This is a genomic window from Pseudoalteromonas sp. S1650 (assembly GCF_005887195.1).
Classification (GTDB): Bacteria; Pseudomonadota; Gammaproteobacteria; order Enterobacterales; family Alteromonadaceae; genus Pseudoalteromonas; species Pseudoalteromonas simplex.
Genome location: NZ_PNDF01000007.1, coordinates 38,138 through 60,762 on the forward strand (window position 1 = coordinate 38,138; position 22,625 = coordinate 60,762).

Consider the following 22,625-nt stretch of genomic DNA (forward strand, 5'->3'; position numbering starts at 1 on the left):
TGATTGCCGTGATAAAATACGCGCGTTTTAATTTTCGAGATTTTCCATGGCAAATACAGCGCACGCACTGCACATTCTTGTTAAGCACAAAGAACAAGCTGAAGACATCATCAAGCAACTTAAAAAAGGTGCGAAGTTTCAGACGTTAGCTAAAAAATATTCAACCTGTCCGTCAGGTAAAAAAGGTGGCGACTTGGGCGAGTTCAGACGTGGGCAAATGGTTCCACAGTTTGACAAAGTAGCATTCAGCGGCGAAATCTTAGAGCCACATCTAGTGAAAACGCGCTTTGGTTGGCATGTAATTAAAGTGCTATACAGAACTTAAAAATTAAAGCCTGCTTAAAACTAATAAGACACGTAGTTATCCCTAAATATTTATTTTTAGTGAGTTGAAGCCTGTGGTTTTAACTCTTTTTTGGACAGAAACAATTTAGCGCCGAAGGATGACTCTGTGCCAAAAGCGGATCTTCACGCCGTTGTAACCAGCTAAAAATAGCTGGCTAGAATTTTGTTAGGTACAATCAAAGCCAACTATTTTTGTCTGTGTTAACAGCCTTGTTAGCAATTTTTACATCGTTCTCTGAAACACTCTTTCATCCTCACCCAAAGAGAGCATTTTCAATGCAATGACTTGCTTATTTTTATATATTGCTTGCAGTCTTGCTTCAGTAAACGCTTTAAAAACAATGGTCTTTTTATCAAGTAACTCAATTTCAAACGCCGGATCATTTGAATATTGATAAAAGAGTTTACCACTTTTTTGGAATATCTTGCGCTTTCCAAACGTACCTACTATCCGATTGAAATCACTCTGACTTGGCTGGTATTGGCTCGATTTAGCTTTAACCAATGGATAGACCCATTGATGCAAACCAAGGTTTTTACTATTACTTTTGATTAAGGAATTAAGCACCTCTGCATAAGCAACATAAAATGCATTATCACTACTTGTTTCAATATTTGGTTTCACCCCCTTTCTTTCCCAGTTGTCATTTGTTCTTGGATCTACAGGTCGTGTGGATGGTAAAGTGAGAATATAATCATTATTTACTATTTCAGTACTTCTACCATGAGCAGCGCCAGCAGTTACCTCTCCAACAATGGTTGCTCTATTCAAACTTTGCATTGAATAGCTAAAGCCTTCTGCAGCGGATGCAGAATTACTGCTGGTGAGGATATAAAGTGGAGTATCTTTAAACCTAGGACCAGGTACATATGGCGAAGTCCAATCTTGCGTTTGAGTTAACACACCGTTTTCACGGCTTTCAAAAGTTGATAAATGGACTGTATCTAGGTCAAAAAAGTAACTTGCTAAGGAAGTCACCATAAATGGACTACCGCCATAATTGTTCCTTAAATCAATAATGATACCATCGGCATGCTGTAAAAATTTCATCGCATTTTCAAGCGTCTCACCTCCTAAGTGACTGTCAGAGAAAGCTCTTATATCGAGGTAACCAATATTGCCATCAAGCAATTCAACCTTTTTAAAACCATAGTTGTCTATAGGAGTCTCCATGACACGACTATCAGCAAACGCCTCAGTTTGTGCTGACGAACGATAGTCTTTTAATTCACTAACCCAATTTGGAGAATAAACAACAGAAAGATGTTTATCATTTGCAATCTTGTTTAATTCCAAGGTCATAAATTCAGCAATATCTTCAGATGACTTTTGACGTTCACAACCAGATAAAAATACTTGCGAACGTATTAACTGAGCTAACCTTGTTGCTGTATTTTCAATGACGTAGTTATCTTCAAGTTGTTTGGCAATAATTTGTGACACATCATGACAATCTGCAGCGCTGACATAATTGCATAGAACGAGTGAGCTAACGATGAGGGGTTTAAAGACTTTATTGTTCATATTTTCCTGAAATTTTAATTATTGTTTTTTAATAACGTTCGAACACACCAAAAGGGGTTAAAAGATTTTCTAAATGCTAAATTAAATTGCTAACGCCGCGTTAAGTGGTGAACAACGCGACCACCAACCTAAACCATTGTGCCGTAAACACTAAAGCTGATTCAAACCAGAACTGCCAAGCGTTGTGAATCCGTCTTGAACGCTTTGTTATGCCACTAGCGTTCGCTGATTGCAACTTTGCTTGCGAGCCCAATAAGTAAAACACCAGAAATGCCCTCTAGCCCTCGTGAGTAGCGCTGAGAATTCGGGCGACTAAAGACCCAACTACCTACTGATGCATATAGGACATTACACATTGTAGCCAGCACGCTAAATAACAAACCAAGCCACAATAATTGCATGGAAGCTGAGCCTGATAATGTGTCAATAAACTGTGGTAGGAACGAAAGGAAGAACAGTGCAACTTTCGGGTTTAAGACACTAACAATTACGCCTTGTACAAATACATTTTTGTCACTTTCAACGTTTTCACTTACTACCATTGCGCTATCTCCACGCCACATTGAAAGTAACGACTGAACTCCCAAATAAACTAGATAAGCTGCACCTAGCCATTTTACTGCGCTAAAAGCTACCGCTGAGCTGAGGACAATTGCAGATAATCCTAATGAAGCTGCTAGGGTATGAACAACGTAACCTACACCAAGCCCCATTGCAGCTTTGAACCCAGTGACCAACTTACCTTTCATTGTGTTAGAGACAATATAGATAACGTCTGGCCCTGGTATCATATTGATAGCCAGACAAGCGACTATAAATAGTAGTAGTGAATTAAGTTCCATTTCCTTTTCTCCATATTTTCTGGCTGTGGCATAACACGTTTATAGCGAGCTAATCGCGCGTTTTTCTTATTAGATTATTTCTAACAAACTTGTTAACTAATTACTAGTGTTATTAAAATTTAGGAGTTCTCGCTTTTAACTCAGGATAAAAACGAGCGATTGGGTCGTTTTCTTGACTATACGAGCGACTGAGCTAAAGCTGTGTATATATACAGCTTTATTTCAAAGGAATGAAAATGAAAACTCGCTCTCCTTATTTAAACTACATTGCAGACTATATGCTCACTCGTCAGTATTCATTAAGAACAATTAATGCTTATTTAGGTTGGATCGCAAAATTTATTCACTTTCACAACAAACGTCACCCAAGCTCAATGGGAGATGCAGAAGTCAAAGCGTTTTTAGACCATATTGTATTAAAACGTAATATGTCACCTAGAACACAAAGTGCAGCTTTAAATGCGCTGGCTTTTTTATATAAACATATTGTCAAAAATGAGCTTTCTTTAAACTTGAATTTTGCACGAAGTAATCGACAACCCAAGCTGCCTCTAGTGATGACGCCTGATGAAGTAAAGCAATTGATGAGTCATCTTTCCAAGCGATATTACTTAATCACGGGGTTAATGTATGGAAGTGGTTTGCGTGTGATGGAAGCGGTGCAATTGCGAGTAAAGGACATTGATTTTGATTACAAAGGTTATTACGCCTCATACCTTGCGCCATTCATTTGCAACGCACCTATTGCAAAGTGGCGCCGATATTCGCACCATTCAAGCACAATTGGGCCATTCTGATGTCAAAACCACACAGATTTACACCCATGTTTTACAACAAGGAGCAAACGGTGTTGTAAGCCCATTAAGCAAAATTTTCTAGCTATTATTAAAGATGCGTTAACTTATCATTCAATGTATAGGGCTTGGACCGTTTCTTGATTGCTCAAAGCAGCAGTTAGAGCATTTAACCTAACTTATTTTGGGGCAGAAGCGAGTTACGCTTGAAGGTCTGATTTTGTACAAAGCTGACTTTCACTTCAAACTCGTTTAGCCAAATATGTATTGCTAAAAAGAACTCAAAACACAACAAAAAAGCGCCTAAGGCGCTTTTTCAAATCTACTAACTTAATTTAGGGTGGGCTGCACATCTAAGCCATAGCCGAACATTACAGCTAATACCAATACAACCGATGCTGCGACCATTAGTTTAATCAACAGTGGTAAACAGAATCTAAACCAATGGCCGTAAGGCACACCAGCCATGCCTAAAATGCCCATCAGTACAGCATTGGTCGGTATGATCATATTTGAAAAGCCATCACCAAATTGATAGGCAAGCACAGCAACTTGTCTTGGTACACCGACTAAATCACCGAGTGGGGCCATGAGTGGCATGGTGACATAAGCTTGCCCTGAACCAGAAGGAATAAAGGTATTGAGTAGGGTTTGAATAACCAGCATGCCAATTGCAGATATTTCAGCAGATACATAAGAAAGCGGTAACGACATGCCATGGACAAGGCTATGCAGGATTTGGCCGTCTTCTAAAATAAGCGCAATACCACGTGCAACACCAATTAACACTGCGGTGGTAACAAGATCAGATACGCCTTCTATAAATTTGTTTGCTGCTTCATCAGCAGATAGTTTGCCTAAAATGGCGACAACCACACCCCACGCAATAAAAACACCACCTAGCTCGTATAAGTACCAGCCCTTCGTTGCGATGCCCCATACTGCAATTGCAAGGGTAATAATAAAGCTGCCTAAAATAAGCTTATGTCGCAGGGCAAGAGCTGGGTAACTTGTAGCTGTTTGATTTTCCACTGGGCAAGGCACGCTAATCATCATTGATTTAGACGGATCGTTCGCTACCTTTTTGGTGTATTGCCAAACATGATGAAAACCAATGAGTACAAATGGAATAAATATCGCTAAACGTAACTCTAAGCCAGAGTAAACAGGAATACCTGCAATTTGTTGTGCGATTAATACCGTAAATGGGTTAAATGCCGAAACACCATAACCAATACCATAACCTGCGACTATCATACCTACGGCAGTCATTGCATCTAAGCGCATTGCCTTACAAAGCGCTACAAGAATAATAACAAAAGGAATATATTCGCCGGCGGTACCAATACTGCTTGATGCTAAGGCAAAGCAAAACACCACCATAATGATTAATCGTTGCGGTTTTTTACCGTGTCGCTCTAAAAGCCTACCAATGAGCGCATCAACAGTGCCTGTGGCACGTGCAACAGCTAATACACCGCCCACAATTAACACAAAGAAAATAACATCTTGAGCAGCAGCAAAAGCGCGAGGTATGGCTTGTAATAAATCCCATGGAGTTAAGTAATGGCGCTCAGCAACCGTTTGATAGGTGCCCGCAACAACCATTTCTCGGCCTGATTCACTTAATGTAGTAGTGAAAAAACCTTGTGGTACTAACCAAGTAGCAATAAGCGCAACAACCATCATGCCCAGCAGCAGTATCAGGGTATGTGGAACTTTAAAACGTAAACCCATTTATTCTCCGTAATTATGTTAGGTTAAATTCTTGAAATCATAACATGATAAAAGCGGATAGGTTGTCTCTAAAATGTCCACACTGTTAATGATTGTAATAATTCAGATACAAAAAAGGCCAGAAAACTGGCCTTATAAAGTTTATTTGAATTTTATTTAGCTAACCCAAATGGGTCATCGATGCTATGAGCAGGCTCAGTAAACCAACGCGGACCTTCGTCTGTCATATAAAAGTGATCTTCTAAGCGAATACCAAACTCATCAGGTACGACAATCATAGGTTCATTGCTAAAACACATACCTGTTGCGAGTGGGGTAGGGTTACCACCCACAAGGTATGGCCATTCATGAATATCTAAACCAATACCATGGCCGGTTCTGTGTGGGCAGCCTGGTGTTTGATATTCTGGCCCCATGCCATTTTCGGCAAGATACTTCCTTGCAGCATCGTCTACTTTGCCACATGGCTCACCAATTTTTGCGGTAGCAAAAGCAGCAAGTTGGGCATTTTTCTCGTGTTGCCAAAACATGCGTTGACGTTCGGTTGCTTCACCAAATACATAAGTACGGGTAATATCAGAGAGGTAATCATGTACTTTACAGCCAGTATCAATCAGTACCACGTCACCTTTTTTAAGGGTCTGCGGGTTTTTAACGCCATGCGGGAAAGAAGACGCAACACCAAATAGCACAATACAAAAATAGTTACCCGGCGCGCCGACTTTTTGGTGCGCCTTTTTAATAAAGGCTTCAACCTCAGTGGTGGTAATTCCTTCATAAAGCATACTTGCCGTTGCTTTGTGTACTTCTAAAGTCATGTCCATAGCACGTTGCATTAAGGCAAGTTCATTGGCTGATTTATGCATGCGGCAGTGAGCTGTAACGCACTGTGCGTTAACAATGTTGTAATTGCCGTTAGCTTTATTAATGCCGTCGTAGATGAAAAACTGTGCGCTTTCATCAATACCAAGGGTGCCTGTTTTGCTAATGCCCATTTCTGACAGTACTTCAACACACAATTGGTAAGGGTTTTCGTGCTCTTGCCAACCACGAATTGGGCCGTTAATCACCATAAAATCGTTTAAGCTGCCGATTTCAAAAAACGGTGCTATGTATTGCACATCACCTTTTGCAGGTAAAATAGCGCCAACTAAACGCTCACTTGCGTACCAACGCATACCTGTAAAGTAGGCTAGGTTAGTGCCTGCATTTAAATAAATTGCGTCAATATTGTTTGCTTGCATATACGCTTGTGCTTTTGCGATACGCGCATGAAATTCGTCATTTTGAATAGGGGTTAAATCTGTTGTCATATCTGACAAAGAGTCAAGCGCCTGCTCTGGCGTTTGTGTGCCAATACCATATGTTGTCATTGTGTACTCCTTGGTTTTTTCTGCATTGTGGCTTGAGTAAACAGTTGATGCAAACTCACTGCGACTAATCGCATAATATTCGTATTTATGGACATAACTGTTAGCATGCGCAAAAAATAAGGAGCGACAATGCAAGTTAATTACTTAAAAAGACAAGCTAAATTTAAAGCCTTGCTAGAGCAACAAGGTTACAGCGCCATGTTAGTACTTGGTCATGAAAATATTCGTTACTTAAGTGGTTTTAGCGGTAATGCTGCTTATGCATTAATAACTCAAAATGCGTGTGTGTTGATCACTGATTACCGATACCACCAACGTGCAGTTGCAGAAACAACAGGGTTTGAGGTTGTTTGTCGAGACAGAGACAACGAAACCCTTGGCCATTGTATAAATAGACACCTTAACCCAAACAGCCATGTCGCATTTGATGCAAGCTATGTCACGGTAGCAATTTGGCAAGGTGTGGCAGATGAGCTAAGCGGCCACACATTAACAGCGGTAAACGGCTTAATTGAAAAACTAAGGCGCGTTAAAGACAACTGGGAAGTTGCACAAATCAAAGCTGCTGCAGCCATCGCTGATGAAGCATTAGCACAAACGTTACCTTATTTTAAACCGGGTGTAACTGAGCGAAACCTTGCCTTAGAGCTTGAATTCAGAATGCAAAAGCTAGGTTCAGAAGGTATGTCGTTTGCCACTATCATGTTGTTTGCAGAGCGCTCAGCCTTGCCGCATGGTAACCCGTCAGATCAGGTTTTAAAGCAAGGTGACTTTGTAACCCTTGATTTTGGTGCAGTTGTAAATGGCTATCGCTCTGATATGACTCGTAGTTACATTATTGGCGAAGCATCTGAAAAACAAACCCGTATTTATAATACTGTACTCGATGCACAAAATGCGGCACTTGAAATGGTTAAACCGGGTGTTAATTGTTTAGATTTAAATGCCATCTCAAACAAGGTGATTGCTGATGCAGGTTTTGGCGAGTACGCAGGTAAAGGACTTGGCCATGGTTTAGGGCTGTTTTTACATGAAGTGCCATTTATCAACACATTGACAGACTACAACCTTGAAGTGGGTAATGTGATCACCATTGAGCCTGGCATTTATATACCAGGCTATGGTGGTGTGCGCTTAGAAGATGACATAGTTATCACTGAATCTGGTTTTGAGGTGTTAACCCATGCGCCTAAGCCATTTATAATCTAGTGCTTAAATTAAAGGTTACTTTTTAGCATACGCTAAGCGGGCTAAACGTTCAGTTACATGGTAACTATCAAGCCCGCTCACTGCGACTGTGTCAATGGCTTCAATATCGACAAAGCCATCTTCTTGCAAGCAAGCCTCATCTAAGTAAATATCGGTTATTTCACCTATGATCAGCTCAGTGCCATTGATGGCAAGGTGATGGTGTTCTTTCAGCTCAAGCGCATATTTAAGATTACTTTCTTTAACAAAAGGCGCTGTAAAGTCATTTAGGTATTCAGTACTGAGCCCTGTTGCATCAAATTCAGACTCGTCTTTGTCGTAGCGTGCCGATGTTTGATGTGCTTTGTTATAAATGTCTTTGTTCACGTGGTTAATCGTGTACTGCTTAGAGGCTAATAAGTTTTCTAGGGTATGGCGAGGCACTGAATGGGGCCTAATGATCATACCCACTAAAGGGGGATGTGCGCCAAGATGAAATACTGAACTGACAATCGCTAAATTAGTTTGGCCGTTGCTATCTTGAGTGCCGATTAAGTTGGCACTTTTAAACCCCGACAAACTATTAATTAAATGAGCGCGGTAGCGGTTTTCTAAATCACCAATGGCTTGTTTTGTAAAATGCATAAATTTCCTGTTACCAGTCTATGGGTTTTCCTTGCCAGTCAAAGTAGGCAGGGTTGTGTGATTGTTGTAAATAGTCAGCATCACTTATCAATGAATACAGCTGCTCGGCTACAAACTCAGGGGGAAATAACTTTCCTTTGGGTACATTTGCCTGAAAGGGTTTTGATAAAGGCGTATCAGTGGTACCTGGGTGAAATAACACGCAGTAGCACTTTTTATTGCGTCTGCTAAGTTCAATCGCTGCAGATTTAAATAACATATTTAATGCCGCCTTCGATGCCCGATAGCTATACCAACCGCCTAACTTGTTATCACGAATGCTACCAACACGTGCACTAAGGGCACACACCACAGTTGAAACTTGTGGCTTTAAAAGTATTGAGAATAAAGTCACACAGCGAATTGGCAGTAGAGCATTTGTTGTCATGCTATTTATAAAGTGCTGCTCAGATATTTGCTCTAGTTTACGTTCAGGCGCATTATTTGGATCATGCAATAGGCCGTTAAATATCATCAACTGGGCTAAATCATAGTGGCCACCAGCAAGTTCTTTAGCAATGCCACTTAAGCTTTGCTCTGAATAATCAGTAATAAAATGCTGGTGACTTATCTCATTGCTTGATGACTCATTAAAACTTGCTTTAAATTCATCTCGACTGATGGTGACGATATGACCCGTGTTGATTTGTTTATGAAGAGTAGTGAAATAAGCATTTGCAATTTCACTGCGTGCACCACACAAAATATAGAGTTGCATTTTTGACCTGTTATAAAAATATTTGAAAAAAATTTCGCTCAAACTATCACCAACTAATAAAATGATAGTAGCTCTGTTTGTCTTGAGCTAACCCTACAAACATATAAAAAAAGGCAGGTAAAGATTTGACCATGCAAACATTAAGGATGCCTTAATTTACGGGGATTTTACCTTTTAAATTGGTAAGTCCATTTTACCAATTGAGCTGGCTTTAACGCTTTGTAGCTGACTAAGCTGCGTATTTATTACACTTTTATGTTTATAGATTGGTTATTCTTTTTTACGAGTATGTTAGAAAATTCGATCTATTAAATTAACGCTGACAATGATATTAATAAAAGGGATCAGTATTTAGCTGCGCTCGTGCTTGGTTAAATACTGTGCAGTAAGTACTTTCAACTTAGTTAAAGAAAGGAGTATGAGAATGAGTGAACAATACGCTGCACTTCGCGGTAATGTTAGTATGCTTGGACAAATGCTGGGTCAAACCATTAAAGATGCACAAGGACAAGCCATTTTAGATAAGGTAGAAGAGATTCGCGCTTTATCTAAATCGTCACGTAGTGGTAACGAAGCCGACAGACAGGCGCTTATCGAAGTACTACACGCTCTCACAGATGAAGAACTATTACCGGTTGCACGCTCATTTAATCATTTTTTGAATCTTGCTAATGTTGCTGAACAATTTCATACCGTATCGCGCTTTAATGATGTTGGCTTTTGCCAACTAAACCCTCTCACTCAAACATTAAAAGCGTTAGCAACAGCATCAAAGCAAGGTCAAGTTGATCCTAATCACTTGGCACAAACACTCTCAAAACTCCACATCAATTTAGTACTGACGGCTCACCCAACTGAGGTGACACGCCGTACAATGATTAATAAACACGTTGAATTAAGTGATTGTCTTGCCTCTTTAGAGCGTAAAGATAACCTACCTAGTGAGCGTGCTGACTTATTAAATCGTATTGCCCAACTTATCAGCCAAGCGTGGCATACCGACGACATTCGTCGTTCACGCCCAACGCCAATCGACGAGGCTAAATGGGGTTTTGCGGTTATTGAAAATAGCTTATGGCATGCTGTTCCGCGTTTCTTACGCGAGTTTGGCGAAGACGTAAAAGCAGAGCTTGATCTAGAGCTGCCGATTGATTTCAGCCCAATAGAATTTACTTCTTGGATGGGCGGTGACCGTGATGGTAACCCGTTCGTCACCGCTGAAGTCACACAGCAAGTGCTTGATCATGGCCGCTGGATGGCACTTGATTTGTATTCCCGTGATATCGAAACGCTAAGCAATGAGCTATCAATGTCGGATGCAAGCGATGAGCTTATTGAGCTTGCAGGTCAAGACTTTGAACCTTACCGTGCGGTACTTAAAAAATTAAAGAATCAAATTGCTGAAACGGTGACGCATTTGGGCGCAAAAATTAAGAAAAAGCGCACAGATTCTGAAGATTTAATTACCGATATCGCGCAAATTAAACACCCAATCGAAGTGTGTTATCGCTCGCTTATTAAAACCAACATGAAAGTAGTTGCTGATGGCTTGCTGCTTGATGTTCTGCGCCGTATTAATAGCTTTGGTCTACGCCTTGCAAAACTTGATGTACGTCAGGATTCATCGCGTCATGGTGATGTTTTCTCTGAGTTAACACGTTATTTAGGTTTAGGTGATTACCATCAATGGCAAGAAGAAGACAAACAAGCGTTTTTACTTGCTGAGTTAAACTCTCGACGTCCGCTAATTCCAAAACATTGGCAACCAAGCCCAGAAGTACAAGAGGTGCTAGATACATTTGATGTAATCGCAGCGCAAGATGCTCAAACATTTGGCTTGTATATTATTTCGATGGCACGAACTGCATCTGATGTACTGGCAGTACAGTTACTGCTTAAAGAAAGTGGTTGTAAGTTTAACTTACCGGTTGCGCCATTATTTGAAACGTTAGACGACTTAAATAATGGTAAAGAGGTTATCGAATGTTTACTTGATAACACTTGGTACCGTGGTCATATTCAAAACCAGCAAAATGTCATGATCGGCTACTCAGACTCAGCAAAAGATGCAGGCATGATGGCTGCTGGTTGGGCACAATATGAAGCTATGGATAAACTTGTTCAATTAGCCGAAAATCGCGGTATTGAGCTTATTTTATTCCACGGCCGTGGTGGTACTGTTGGTCGTGGTGGCGCGCCAGCTGCACAAGCACTTCGCTCACAGCCTCCAGGTTCATTAAAAGGTGGCCTACGTGTAACAGAGCAAGGTGAAATGATCCGCTTTAAGTTTGGTTTGCCTGCTGTTGCCCTGCAAAGCTTAAATATTTATGCTGGTGCTGTACTCGAGAGTAACTTGCTACCACCGCCAGAGCCGAAGAGCGAATGGCGTGATGTTATGGAACTGATCAGTGCTGATTCGTGTGAGCATTACCGCCAAGTTGTGCGCCATGATGAAAACTTTGTACCTTACTTTAGAATGGCAACGCCAGAGCAAGAGCTATCTAAATTACCACTTGGTTCTCGCCCTGCGAAGCGCAACCCGAACGGTGGGGTAGAAAGTCTTCGTGCTATTCCATGGATCTTTGCATGGAGCCAAAACCGTTTAATGCTGCCAGCTTGGTTAGGTGCATTAACAGGTCTTAAAGCTGCTTTAGATAAGTATGGCATCGAGACACTTCACGAAATGAGCTTAAAATGGCCATTCTTCCGTGCTCGTTTAGAGATGCTAGAAATGGTATTTAGTAAAGCCGATTCATGGTTAAGTGCGCATTACGATGATGCATTAGTAACTGAGCAATATAAGCCATTAGGCGTAAAACTTCGTCAGGAGTTGAGTGAGGCTATTGAGCTTGTGCAATCGCTTAGCCCACAAAAGAGCCTGCTTGCAGACCAACCTTGGATCAAAGAGTCAATAGCGCTTCGCAACCCGTACACAGATCCACTTAACTTATTACAAGTTGAGTTACTGCGTCGTTCACGCGAAGCTGACGTGGGCTCTGAAGGCGATATTGATAATGCCTTGATGATCACTATGACAGGTATCGCTGCTGGTATGCGTAATACCGGTTAATAGCAAGTATCATCAACCAATCGAGCATCGATTGGTAGGCTAATAACAAATCGTGCGCCGTGTTCATAAAGCTCGGCGCATATTTCTCCCTTCAAATTAAATTTAACTGCATTAAAAACAACATTTAACCCAAGTCCTAGGTGTTTATCGCCCATATTAGTGGTATAAAAAGGAGTAAAGATATCATGCAAGATAGTTTCCTTAATACCGACCCCGTTGTCTTGATAAATAATTTCGACATGCTTAGGAAAAGCTTTAATCTCGATTTCAATTAAGCCGTGTAGCTTTATTGCAAAACCATGTTCGCAGGAATTAATGATTAAGGTTTTTAATATGTCACCAATAATTGCAGGGTAAGAAGTTATTACAACATTATCGCCCTGAATATCGAATTTAATACACTTTCCTAAATAACTTGAGAAAGGCAGAACTCTGCGTGATATTTCTTCTTTTAGGTTAAACTGGACTAGTGGTTTATCTAAATCAATAGACACATTGAGTGCCTTAAATTCTTCGACAATACTGGCAAGTCGAGCGATGCTAGCCTGTATTAAATCTTTTGCATCGTTTGTATCGTTTAAAAAGCTATGAAGGTGCTTGCTAGATAGCTCTTGAGATTTAAACTTTTGGCAAATAAGTGTAAGTTGATCATCAATTAAAGAGCTAGCGGTTACAATGGTGCCAATGGGCGTATTTAATTGATGCGCCATACCAGATACTAATGCGGTTAACGATGCTATTTTTTCGATTTCAATAAGTTGTGCTTGTGTGTTATGAAGTTTTGTTAATGTTTTAGATAGGGCATTCTTTTGTTGCTTCGTCCTCACTGTCATCAACGTTAATACGATTAAAATTGAGCATAAGGCAAAAGCAATCGCCATAAAGATCACTTTATTTGCTTTATTTTTTGAAGCCTGAACTTGATTTGATTTAGTTAAAAGTTCTATTTCTGCTTCTTTAGTCGTTATATCTAATTCTGCTAACGCTTTGGCAAGATTAGTACTGGTTTGTCTTCTTAGAATTTTTTCTTGAGTTTCATAGAGCTGTTTGTATGCATCAATTGCTGCATGGTAGTTTTTTTGTTGTAAATGCAAAGAGGCTGATAGCTCTTGTGTAGCTAGCAATAATTGATAGTCAGAGATTTTTTTATTTTTTAAATCAATTGACTGAATTTGTGCTAGAGCCAATGCAGGTTTATTTTGGGCTTTGTATGTTTTAGCAAGTTCTAATACTACAGCAAGCTTATCGCTTTGAAGATTATTCTCATTTAGTAAATTGAGTGCTTTTTTCAATATTATTTCTGCTTTTTTATATTGTGCTTGAGAGTTATAAATTTTTCCCTGAGTGGTTAGATTAACTATTTGGTGTGAAAGAAAGTCGTTGCTTTTCTGAAAGTTATATATGTTACTAAGTAGTTCTAATGCTTGGTCATATTTTTTTAAACCAAGCAAAGCCTTAGCAAGAAGATTACTCGTAAACGACTCATTAAAGGTATGGTTATTTGTTTTGCTGTACTCTCTAAATTTTTTAAATATTTCTGCTGCATTGTTATATAGGTGTAATTTTAAGTAGATAACAGCGATGTTGTTTTCAGTTTGCATTACAAGGTTATTATTCCTCATCTTTGCAAAAGGGAGCGCTTGTTTGTAATGATTAAGTGCTTCTTGATATAACCCTAAATGGGAATAGATATTTCCCGAAATATTATAGTAGCCATACATCAGACTCTTATCTTTCGATTTGGCAACCATACTCTCGAACTCTACAAGCGTAATCATCGCTTCATCTAGTTTATTATTACCAGATAAAACCCACGCTTTATAGTTAGTCATAATGATCTTCTGTTCAAGATTTAACTCAGAATTGGCTAGTATTTTATTTACTTCTTCTAAACCTAGCTGTCTTGAGTTTGCGTAAGTGTTTCTGACTTGGTTGCGTAGTTTTTCAAATTCTGTTGCTGTAATTGCGGTTGCTTGCAAAGGAACTGACAAAAACATGCCTGCGATAATTGGAACCATGAATCTCATGATTTATTCCTATCCAAGCAAACATGTATCATCTGACAATACGTGTTTACTCTACTGCTTTAAGATGATGTTCATTGTAAGTTTTCACTCATTTTAAGGGCATCTGAAAAGGCTTAAATTAAAGGCAGAATTCTCGTGCATGTTTAAAAAAAGCATTAAAGGTTAATTTAAGGTAACGCCAAAAATGTATTTTTCTAGTTATAAATTCTTATATTTTATGCTGGTCATACCTATTTAATTGCTAGCTATTGACTAGGTTAGGGTTATAAATAAAATATGCTGGCTTTCAACCCTGAGAGCTAGAGTTAACCCCTAACCACTCACGCAGTTTAAGAGTATTTTTATGTCAAACGTGTCTACTTGCATTACCTATGATGCATCTACGTCGTTAGTTATGATGACGTTAAGAGGGACGGCAAGCGCACAGGATGTGATTAACTTTTACCAAATCGCCCAACAATACTCAGTATTATATGGGTCAGATAAAATACTCGTTGACGTGTCTGAGTTGACGCACAATTTCGCACCTGCTGATTTATTCACAATTATGCCGGCAGTGGCAAACTCTTTGAAAGAAGCTGTTGTAGCAATTGTCGTAAGTTTTGATGGTTTTATGCACGACTTATTTATGCAAAAAGCAAAGCGCTATAACTTACAAGCTGAAAACTTTGAATGTTTTAACAAAGCAAAAAATTGGCTGGTTCGTCAATAATTGGTCGAGCTAGTCATCGCTATTTTGTTGTGTATATCTGGGCTTACAAATACCGCTAATTTTTAGCTTTTATTGTGCGATTTACCTTGATGTTTACCGCCAAAACCTAGCAATTCATTACGTAACCTTTTAAACTGTTTAGCCAATTAATAATTATAATTTGTTATGACAGCAACTAGGATAGATGCAAGCAAACTAGCTCAAAATTCAGAGCCGTTTAGCTTCAATGATCAACAAAAAAATTCTCTTTTTGCCCAGCTTAAACAGCAACGTGGCATCTTATCTCAAACAGATATTTCTTCTCTTTGTCAGCAGTTTCAAGTTAGCCAAATTGAGTTACTAAAAGCCTGTGTACCCGTCGCAAGTTTATTTTCTGTGGCGCCTATTTCTAAATTCTACGTGGGCGCTATTGCAGTTGGGTTAAATGAGCAAGGCGAAACAAATTTCTATTTTGGCGCTAATGTTGAGTTTTCTCATCAAGCCTTGAGTTTAGTCGTTCATGCTGAGCAATCAGCGATTAATAATGCATGGCTTAATGGCGCGCAAGCAGTACAAAGAATTGCAATCAGTGACGCTCCTTGTGGCTATTGCCGTCAATTTATGAATGAATTGAGTACTGCAGACTCACTTGAGATTTTATTGCCAGAGCGTGACTTTAACCTTCATGAGTTATTACCTTATTCATTTGGTCCGAAAGATTTAGGTAATGATGCGTGTTTATTCTCACATAAGCAAAGTGATAAACAATTTGCCGACCTTACCATTGATGACGCAAAACTTACTCAATTAGCACTCAATGCATATGTGCCATACACAGGTAATTTTAGTGCTGTTAAATTAAGTACATTTACCGAAGGGGATTTTTACGGAAGCTATGCCGAAAATGCAGCCTATAGTCCAAGCCTTTCGCCATTACAAAGTGCATTGAGTCAGTTTTATCTTGCGGGTTTAAGCTTTGATGATAAAACAGTTAAGTCGATAACCTTGTTAGAAACACAAGGGGCAGAAAATCAATATGAGGTGGCTAAATCTGTGCTGGCAAGCTTTGCAAACCCACCAGCATTTGAGCACTATATTGCGAAATTAAGTAACGCTTAATTAAGCAATAGTTTTGCAGCTTCAATGACGACGGCGACTGATTTTTTCTCAATCTCGCCGTGGTCAACATTCGGAATTTCTTGTTTAGTACGATTTACTAAAACACCTGCAACACATGCTGCGCGTAAGCCAAGGGCAGCACACATAGTAAATAGTGTTGCTGATTCCATCTCGTAGTTCATCACACCTAGTTTTTGCCACTCTTCACAGCTGCCTTGGAATGAGCGCGGAACATAACCTGAATAGGTATCGTAACGCTCTTGACCAGGGTAGAATGTGTCACTTGATGCAGTAATACCAATGTGGAAATTAATTCCTAATTTATCACATGCATTGACCATTGCTTGTGTAGCAAAAAAGTCAGACACAGCAGGGTAGCTTAGTGGTGCAAAATGCTGGCTTGCGCCATCTAATCGAACAGATGCTTGGCTAATTAAAATATCGCCTTCATTGATGTGCGGCTGAATAGCACCGGTCGTGCCAATTCGCAAAAAGGTATCAATACCTAGCTGAGCAAGCTCTTCAACAGCAATTGAAGTAGATGGGCCGCCAATACCGGTAGAACAAACTACAACGTTGTGGCCGTTCAGCTCACCACGGTAAACATGAAATTCACGAGTCTTCGCTAAGCATTCAGGGTTATCAAGAAGCGTAGAAATGCGTGCTGAGCGGTCAGGATCGCCAGGTACGATAGCAAGAGTTGCCCCTTTTAAGTCGTCACGTGTGATCCCTAAGTGAAATACCTTTTCCATTATTAAACCTTATTTTTGTCTAAAGCGTAATACTTTAATCATATGTGTTTAAAGTACAGGACAGATGTCCGATTAACTTAACAATGTTGCAAGAATTGCACAGTTAACCTAAACCTAAAGATGTCACCTTTAATGAGGATACATTATGCCAGCATCATCTTCTATGAACAAAAATCACGAATTTGCTCGTTGTTTAGAGAGCTCTCAAATATCTGCATCTGCACCGTTTCATTGGTTAGCACTTGCATTTAAGGACATCGCTAATGCGCCAATACTGAGCCTTGTCTACGGATTAGTATTTACCTTGATACCAGCGACAATTATGTATTTTGTATATCAGTTTGATACGCACTTAGTTATTTTGCCTGCTGTGGTTGGCTTTGCATTAATAGGCCCTGCCTTTGCTGCTGGCCTTTATGATGTAGCGTGGGAGCTTGAAAAAGGCCATAAACCTACTCTAATGCATAGCCTGAAATCGATGTTTAGAAACCCAGCAGGTGAATGGGGCTTTGCTGTGTTATTAATGGTGATTATGATTGTTTGGATGCGTTTAGCTGCGCTCATCCACGCCCTATATCCGAATGTTGTTAACCCGAGTTTTGAGCAGTTATCTGCGTTTTTAACGCTCGGTAGTATTGTCGGTGGTATCTTACTGGTCACTGTATTTGCTATCTCAGCGTTTACCCCGCAAATTATGATGGAACGCAGAGTTGATATTATGACTGCGGTAATTTCTTCGATGAATGCGGTTAAAACCAATTTTGCTGCCATGGTTGTTTGGGCTGGGATAATACTCTGTTTAGTGTTTGTTGGTTTTATTACAGGCACTGCTGGGTTTATTGTGATTATGCCTTTATTAAGCTACGCCAGTTGGCATGCATACATTGCTGTTATCAAAACCAAGAAGCCAAGAGGCTACGAATAATGAGTATTCACTTCGTTTGAATATAAATCTATAGCGGCAATCGACTCGGTTGCCGCAAAATTTGACTTTCTTTTCGCGCATGTTATACCTGCCAAAATACAGCGCTCTTATTTGACTAGAGCAGTTTAAATTCATCTGCATTAAAAATATAACCTTTCAATATCAGTGAGTTATAGATTCGGTTGAGCAAGTGATTGTTGAGTCTTAAAAATCTTAACTATACACAAACCTGATTGCGCAAGTTTTTTAATTACGCATGAATATGCAGATAATAATCAGCGGAGTAGAGATGAGTAACACACAAAAAGCATTCCACGAAAAACTAAGTCAGTGTCTTTGTCCTCCTGGCGATGGTGTATTTACAGTAAATACAGCAAAAGAGCGTAAAGATGCGTTGCGTACTAAATTATACGGTCAAACAGACAATGTTGATGTGCTTTGGAAAGAGTCACTTGAAACATTGGCAGAGTCTGAGCACAAAGCCGTTATTTTAGGTATTAGCTCTGACTGCGGCGGTGGTATATTACGTGGTGCTAACTGGGGACCTCTTTTTTTACGCTCTACCTTGATTGATCAACAACCGCAAGCACGCGCTTTTGATTTAGGTGATGTGCGTGTGATCCCACATTTACTGCATGATAAATACCTTAACGATGCGACCATCACAAACTGCCAAAAAGCGTTATATGCTGATGAAAACAGTGAATACCATGTATCACCTTTGTCTATCACTGAAGATGTCTGTGACGGCTTTTATGCGAACTACCCTGATAAGGGTATTTTTGGTATTGGTGGCGATCACTCAATTAGCTACCCGCTAACTAAAGCTTACTTAAAAGCAAAACGCGATGCGGGTAAACGTACTGCAATCATTCACTTTGATGCTCATACAGATTTATTAGTAGAGCGTCTTGGTATTGATTTATGCTTTGGTTCTTGGTGTACACATATTCTTGAGTACTTACCAGCGCCACGTAACCTAATTCAATTTGGTATCCGCTCTAGTGGTAAGCCTAAGCAACATTGGGAAGACACGTTTGGTGTTAAACAACATTGGGCCCACGAAATCATCGAACGTGGCTCTAAAGCAGTTGCTGAAGAAGTGATTGCACAGCTTAAAGCAGATAATGTTGATGAGCTTTATGTGAGCTTTGATATTGATGCGCTTGATGAAAGCTTTGCTTCAGCGACAGGAACACCAGAAGCCGGTGGCTTAACACCTCAGCATGCATTAGACATTCTTGTTGCATTGGCTGACGAGTTCCCAATTACAGGTGCTGATATGATGGAAATCGCGCCATTCACCGACAGCTCACTAATCGGCCAAACAAGTTCTGAAACGACACTCAGAGAAGGTGCTAAAATCTCTGCATTTTTGATTGGTGCAATGAATAAGTAATTCATTTTGCAAGATTAGCGGAAACTTAGTTTCCGCTAATTGTTTATTTCTATTTTACATTTCAAATTTCATCACCTCGCGCTATATTTGTATAAAAAATAATTATAATTTCCGGTATAGCGATTATGCATAAGCTCTTTATCTTACTTTGTTTACTAGTGTCTCTACCTGTATTCTCTGCAATTACAGTGGTCACTGAAAATTTACCGCAGTTACAGTATCAAGATAAGAATGGTGAGTTAGTGGGGACTGTAGTTGATAAAGTACTAACATCGCTCAAGCAAAGTAACATCAACTATGAAATTTCTGTGAACCCTTGGTCTGTTTCTTACAATGCGGCTCTTAGAGATGAAAATACATGTATATTCTCAATAGCTAGATTACCTGCTAGGGAGCGTGATTTTATCTGGTTGTCAAAACTTGGACGTTTCTCTGCTTCATTTTATTCGTTTAATTTCCAGCAAATTTCAATTAGTAATTTACAACAAGCTAAGCAATACCGTATTGCGGTGCTAAAAGATAATTACTCTCATATTTTCTTAAAAGAACATGGCTTTGATGAAACAAATCAGCTGATATTACTTGATAGTTTTGACAATATTTATGATGTGTTAAAAAGTCGTCGAACGAGCATAGATTTAGTCGTTTTAAGTGATCAACAATTTGATTTTGAATTACAAAAAGACTCTACACTCAACTCACTAAAACCAGTGTTTAGTATTCCTGTTGTTAATCCTGACTTATATTTTGCTTGTAATAAAAATATGAACACTGCATGGCTTGAGAAGTTAAGTAAAGCCTTTGCTGATTACGATTAAAAATAGCACTTGTTGATTGTAATAAAGCGGCTATAATCAGCTGCTTTTTGTCCATTCTCGCCAAACTCTAGCTAGCAAAACGAGCAAAAAGTTGTTTGCATTCAACACCCTGAATGCGTTTAAATGTTAGGAGTTACAATGAGTGACTTACTCATTATTATTATTTTAATTCTGATCAGTGCGTTGTTTGCTATGAGCGAAATTGCAATAGCAGCATCACGCAAGATTAAATTACGAGTAATGGTGGACGAGGGAAGTTCTAAAGCCCAAGCGGTGCTGGCGTTGCAAGAGCAACCTGGTGCTTTCTTTGCCATGATACAAATTGCCCTAAATGCAATTGCCATTTTGGGTGGTATTGTTGGTGAGCAAGCATTATCGCCTTATATCGAACAAATCTTAGGTATGATTTACCAAGGACCTTTACTAAGCCAAATCAGCTTTTTGATTTCGTTTTTGAGTATTACCTCTTTGTTTATTCTATTTGCTGACTTATTACCTAAACGGTTAGCGATGATTATGCCGGAAGCCGTTGCAGTTAATGTGGTTTCTATAATGCGCTGGGTAACTTTTGCGTTAACACCCTTTGTCGTTTTCTTTAATGGAATTACCAACCTGATTTTGCGCGCGTTTAAAGTACCCGCTGAACGAGAAGACATTGTTACGACAGAAGACATTGTGGCGATGATGGATGCAGGGGCAGAGTACGGTAGCTTACAGCAACAAGAATATGAGTTAATTGGCAATGTATTCGATTTAGAAGCGCGTTTTTTATCGAGTGTAATGACTCCTCGTGATCAAATTGTCTATTTTGATGTTAAAGCTGATGCTCAAGAAGTGGCGACCAAAATTATCGAACATCCACATAACCACTTTTTAGTCTGTGATGGTAATTTAGATAAATTAATAGGTTCAGTTGAATCAAAAGATATTTTGCGCAAAGTGCTTAAAGGGCAAAGCGCCGAAATTGATAATGAATTGATAAGCCAAGATATTTTTTATCTTCCAGAAACATTGAGTTTGTCTGAAGCTTTAAACACATTCAAAAAAGCGGCTGAACCATTTGCCGTTGTGGTTAACGAGTATGCACTCATGGTAGGTATTGTCACTGTCAAAGATTTAATGAAAGGCTTTATGGGGGATTTAATTAGCCATCAGGGTGAAGAGTTAATTATTCAACGTGATAATTCATCTTGGCTGGTTGATGGTTTAACACCTGTGGTTGAGCTTGCTAAGGTACTTGAAATTGAAGAGTTCCCAGAACAATCTCATTACGAAACAGTCGCAGGGTTTTTGATTTACACCATGAAACGCCTGCCTAAACGCGCTGAGTTTATTAATTTTGGTGGCTATAAGTTTGAAGTTGTCGATGTTGAAGGAGTGAAAGTCGAGCAACTACTCGTTACTCGCATTTCGGATACTGTTTAGGCCGCCGATGCGGCCTTACTCAAAGGCGCCTTTCACAAGGGCTTTGCCTTTGCTTACCATATGAACACCCTTTGACCAGCATTCTGTTGGCGCAAGCGTTGTTTTATTAAGTAGCACAAGATCGGCATCTGCATTTTGCTTAATGACACCTTTATTGATACCCAGTATCTGTGCAGGGTTTGATGTAATCGCCATTAAAGCGTGTTCAATCGAAACATTAAACTTTTGCACTGCTTCTACAAACGAGCCATGCAATGTGGACTCTTTACCGACTTCAAGGCCAAGCAGATTATAGCTTTTGTCAAAAATAGGGAGGCTTGCATGGCCATCAGAGCTCATAGTGAGCTTTGTTGGGTCGACCTTATTCTCTAGGCAATAAGCGAGTGCGTGTGCGGCAGAGTATTCGCCATGAGCAAGGTCATACTCGGTTGTACTTGTTGTAAAATCGATAGTGCCACCGGCTTTACAAAACTCTACCCCAGCATTAAGTAAGTCGATATTACGATTCATGTGAGTTGGGTAAAATTGTGCCAGCGAAATATCGGTTAGCTTATCAACCTCATGTAATAACGATAAATGTGTATCAACAGGGCCAACATGAATGCTGACAGTGCCTTTTTTACCACTTAACATGCCTGCCACTTTTGCCTCAGCGGCAAGCTGTGCCAGCTGTTGCACCGTGGGTTGGCTACTACGATGATCAGATATAGCAACTTCACCCACACCAATAAACTCATCAATGTACATTAAATCGCTGGTGACTGAGCCTGTCAGTGTTTTCGCAGGTAAATGATATGAGCCCGAATGACAAAACACGTTGAGCCCAAGCTCTTTCAGCTCTTTTGCTTTAGCAATCAGGTTACTATGAGTTCGGCTACTTGAGTCAGTGCCAAGGGCTGCAATAACGGTTGTTGTGCCATGCAATGTTGCATCAGTCAGGTTCATTTCTGGAGTTCTGCTTGCAAAGCCAGCTTCGCCGCCTCCGCCAGTTATATGAACGAGTGAATCTACAAACCCTGGGACTAAAATACAATGAGTGCCATCGACTGTGGTAATCCTCTGATAAGTATCGATGGTGATTTCAGGCTGTATATCAACTATTTTTCCGCCAGCAATAAGAACATCTTGAGTGCCTAAAGGTGAGGGGGCGAAAACGTCTGCGCCTTTTATAAGTGTTAACATAATTAAATCTT

General features: G+C 39.8%; 18 protein-coding genes and 1 pseudogene. 10 read left to right on the plus strand and 9 right to left on the minus strand.

Annotated elements, in window-relative coordinates; all coding sequences use genetic code 11:
* Positions 1 to 46: 46 nt before the first annotated feature.
* Positions 47 to 325 (plus strand): peptidylprolyl isomerase PpiC, encoded by a 279-nt coding sequence (ppiC, locus tag CWB80_RS00560; protein ID WP_054552145.1) that lies wholly within the window; start codon positions 47 to 49, stop codon positions 323 to 325.
* 243 nt (positions 326 to 568) lie between these two features.
* Here the strand turns inward: ppiC and CWB80_RS00565 are convergent, their stop codons facing one another.
* Together CWB80_RS00565 and CWB80_RS00570 are read right to left on the minus strand one after the other, a co-directional pair.
* A complete protein-coding gene (locus CWB80_RS00565; protein WP_138599832.1) occupies positions 569 to 1,870 on the minus strand; it encodes a S41 family peptidase in 1,302 nt (433 codons plus the stop codon).
* A 215-nt stretch (positions 1,871 to 2,085) separates the two neighbouring features.
* Positions 2,086 to 2,712 carry a LysE family translocator gene (locus tag CWB80_RS00570; RefSeq protein WP_138599831.1) on the minus strand — a complete coding sequence of 209 codons (627 nt, stop codon included), beginning with the start codon at positions 2,710 to 2,712 and terminating at the stop codon, positions 2,086 to 2,088.
* A gap of 236 nt (positions 2,713 to 2,948) precedes the next feature.
* On the opposite strand from CWB80_RS00570, the pseudogene CWB80_RS00575 reads away from it, so the two are divergent.
* Positions 2,949 to 3,591, plus strand: a pseudogene (locus tag CWB80_RS00575) (tyrosine-type recombinase/integrase).
* 245 nt (positions 3,592 to 3,836) lie between these two features.
* On the opposite strand, the gene CWB80_RS00580 reads toward CWB80_RS00575, so the two are convergent.
* Positions 3,837 to 5,243, minus strand: coding sequence for a YfcC family protein (locus tag CWB80_RS00580; RefSeq protein WP_138599830.1), 1,407 nt, complete (start codon positions 5,241 to 5,243; stop codon positions 3,837 to 3,839).
* A gap of 152 nt (positions 5,244 to 5,395) precedes the next feature.
* Positions 5,396 to 6,616 carry a M24 family metallopeptidase gene (locus CWB80_RS00585; protein ID WP_138599829.1) on the minus strand — a complete coding sequence of 407 codons (1,221 nt, stop codon included), beginning with the start codon at positions 6,614 to 6,616 and terminating at the stop codon, positions 5,396 to 5,398.
* Between the two features lie 129 nt (positions 6,617 to 6,745).
* On the opposite strand from CWB80_RS00585, the gene CWB80_RS00590 reads away from it, so the two are divergent.
* The gene (locus tag CWB80_RS00590; protein WP_138599828.1) at positions 6,746 to 7,825 is read left to right on the plus strand and encodes a M24 family metallopeptidase; all 1,080 of its coding nucleotides are present in this window, start codon (positions 6,746 to 6,748) and stop codon (positions 7,823 to 7,825) included.
* A gap of 15 nt (positions 7,826 to 7,840) precedes the next feature.
* Here CWB80_RS00590 and CWB80_RS00595 read toward each other — a convergent pair whose 3' ends face one another.
* Together CWB80_RS00595 and CWB80_RS00600 are read right to left on the minus strand one after the other, a co-directional pair.
* Positions 7,841 to 8,449, minus strand: coding sequence for a flavin reductase family protein (locus tag CWB80_RS00595; RefSeq protein WP_138599827.1), 609 nt, complete (start codon positions 8,447 to 8,449; stop codon positions 7,841 to 7,843).
* 10 nt (positions 8,450 to 8,459) lie between these two features.
* Positions 8,460 to 9,206 carry an SDR family NAD(P)-dependent oxidoreductase gene (locus CWB80_RS00600; RefSeq protein ID WP_138599826.1) on the minus strand — a complete coding sequence of 249 codons (747 nt, stop codon included), beginning with the start codon at positions 9,204 to 9,206 and terminating at the stop codon, positions 8,460 to 8,462.
* A gap of 424 nt (positions 9,207 to 9,630) precedes the next feature.
* On the opposite strand from CWB80_RS00600, the gene ppc reads away from it, so the two are divergent.
* The gene (gene ppc / locus CWB80_RS00605) at positions 9,631 to 12,276 is read left to right on the plus strand and encodes a phosphoenolpyruvate carboxylase (RefSeq protein ID WP_138599825.1); all 2,646 of its coding nucleotides are present in this window, start codon (positions 9,631 to 9,633) and stop codon (positions 12,274 to 12,276) included.
* On the opposite strand, the gene CWB80_RS00610 is transcribed toward ppc, so the two are convergent.
* A complete protein-coding gene (locus CWB80_RS00610; RefSeq protein WP_138599824.1) occupies positions 12,273 to 14,303 on the minus strand; it encodes an ATP-binding protein in 2,031 nt (676 codons plus the stop codon). The two genes, ppc and CWB80_RS00610, sit on opposite strands and share 4 nt — an antisense overlap.
* A gap of 343 nt (positions 14,304 to 14,646) precedes the next feature.
* Between CWB80_RS00610 and CWB80_RS00615 the strand changes: the two genes are divergently transcribed.
* Together CWB80_RS00615 and cdd are read left to right on the plus strand one after the other, a co-directional pair.
* Positions 14,647 to 15,015 carry a hypothetical protein gene (locus CWB80_RS00615; protein WP_054552162.1) on the plus strand — a complete coding sequence of 123 codons (369 nt, stop codon included), beginning with the start codon at positions 14,647 to 14,649 and terminating at the stop codon, positions 15,013 to 15,015.
* Positions 15,016 to 15,180: 165 nt separating this feature from the next.
* A complete protein-coding gene (gene cdd, locus CWB80_RS00620) occupies positions 15,181 to 16,113 on the plus strand; it encodes a cytidine deaminase (RefSeq protein WP_138599823.1) in 933 nt (310 codons plus the stop codon).
* On the opposite strand, the gene udp is transcribed toward cdd, so the two are convergent.
* Positions 16,110 to 16,865: a uridine phosphorylase gene (gene udp / locus CWB80_RS00625; protein ID WP_138599822.1), complete on the minus strand. Its 756-nt coding sequence runs from the start codon at positions 16,863 to 16,865 to the stop codon at positions 16,110 to 16,112. The two genes, cdd and udp, sit on opposite strands and share 4 nt — an antisense overlap.
* Before the next feature lie 145 nt (positions 16,866 to 17,010).
* Here udp and CWB80_RS00630 point away from each other — a divergent pair, with 145 nt between their 5' ends.
* The 4 genes from CWB80_RS00630 to paeA all read left to right on the plus strand — a co-directional run bounded on the left by CWB80_RS00630 (position 17,011) and on the right by paeA (position 21,432).
* Positions 17,011 to 17,790, plus strand: coding sequence for a DUF2189 domain-containing protein (locus tag CWB80_RS00630; protein ID WP_054552165.1), 780 nt, complete (start codon positions 17,011 to 17,013; stop codon positions 17,788 to 17,790).
* Positions 17,791 to 18,079: 289 nt separating this feature from the next.
* Complete coding sequence (locus tag CWB80_RS00635) at positions 18,080 to 19,189, plus strand: arginase family protein (protein WP_054552166.1); 1,110 nt, start codon at positions 18,080 to 18,082, stop codon at positions 19,187 to 19,189.
* A gap of 125 nt (positions 19,190 to 19,314) precedes the next feature.
* Positions 19,315 to 20,007, plus strand: a complete 693-nt coding sequence (locus CWB80_RS00640) for a substrate-binding periplasmic protein (protein WP_138599821.1) — start codon at positions 19,315 to 19,317, stop codon at positions 20,005 to 20,007.
* Positions 20,008 to 20,145: 138 nt separating this feature from the next.
* The gene (gene paeA / locus CWB80_RS00645; protein WP_054552168.1) at positions 20,146 to 21,432 is read left to right on the plus strand and encodes a polyamine export protein PaeA; all 1,287 of its coding nucleotides are present in this window, start codon (positions 20,146 to 20,148) and stop codon (positions 21,430 to 21,432) included.
* Between the two features lie 15 nt (positions 21,433 to 21,447).
* Here the strand turns inward: paeA and iadA are convergent, their stop codons facing one another.
* A complete protein-coding gene (gene iadA, locus CWB80_RS00650) occupies positions 21,448 to 22,614 on the minus strand; it encodes a beta-aspartyl-peptidase (protein WP_138599820.1) in 1,167 nt (388 codons plus the stop codon).
* Positions 22,615 to 22,625 lie beyond the last annotated feature (11 nt).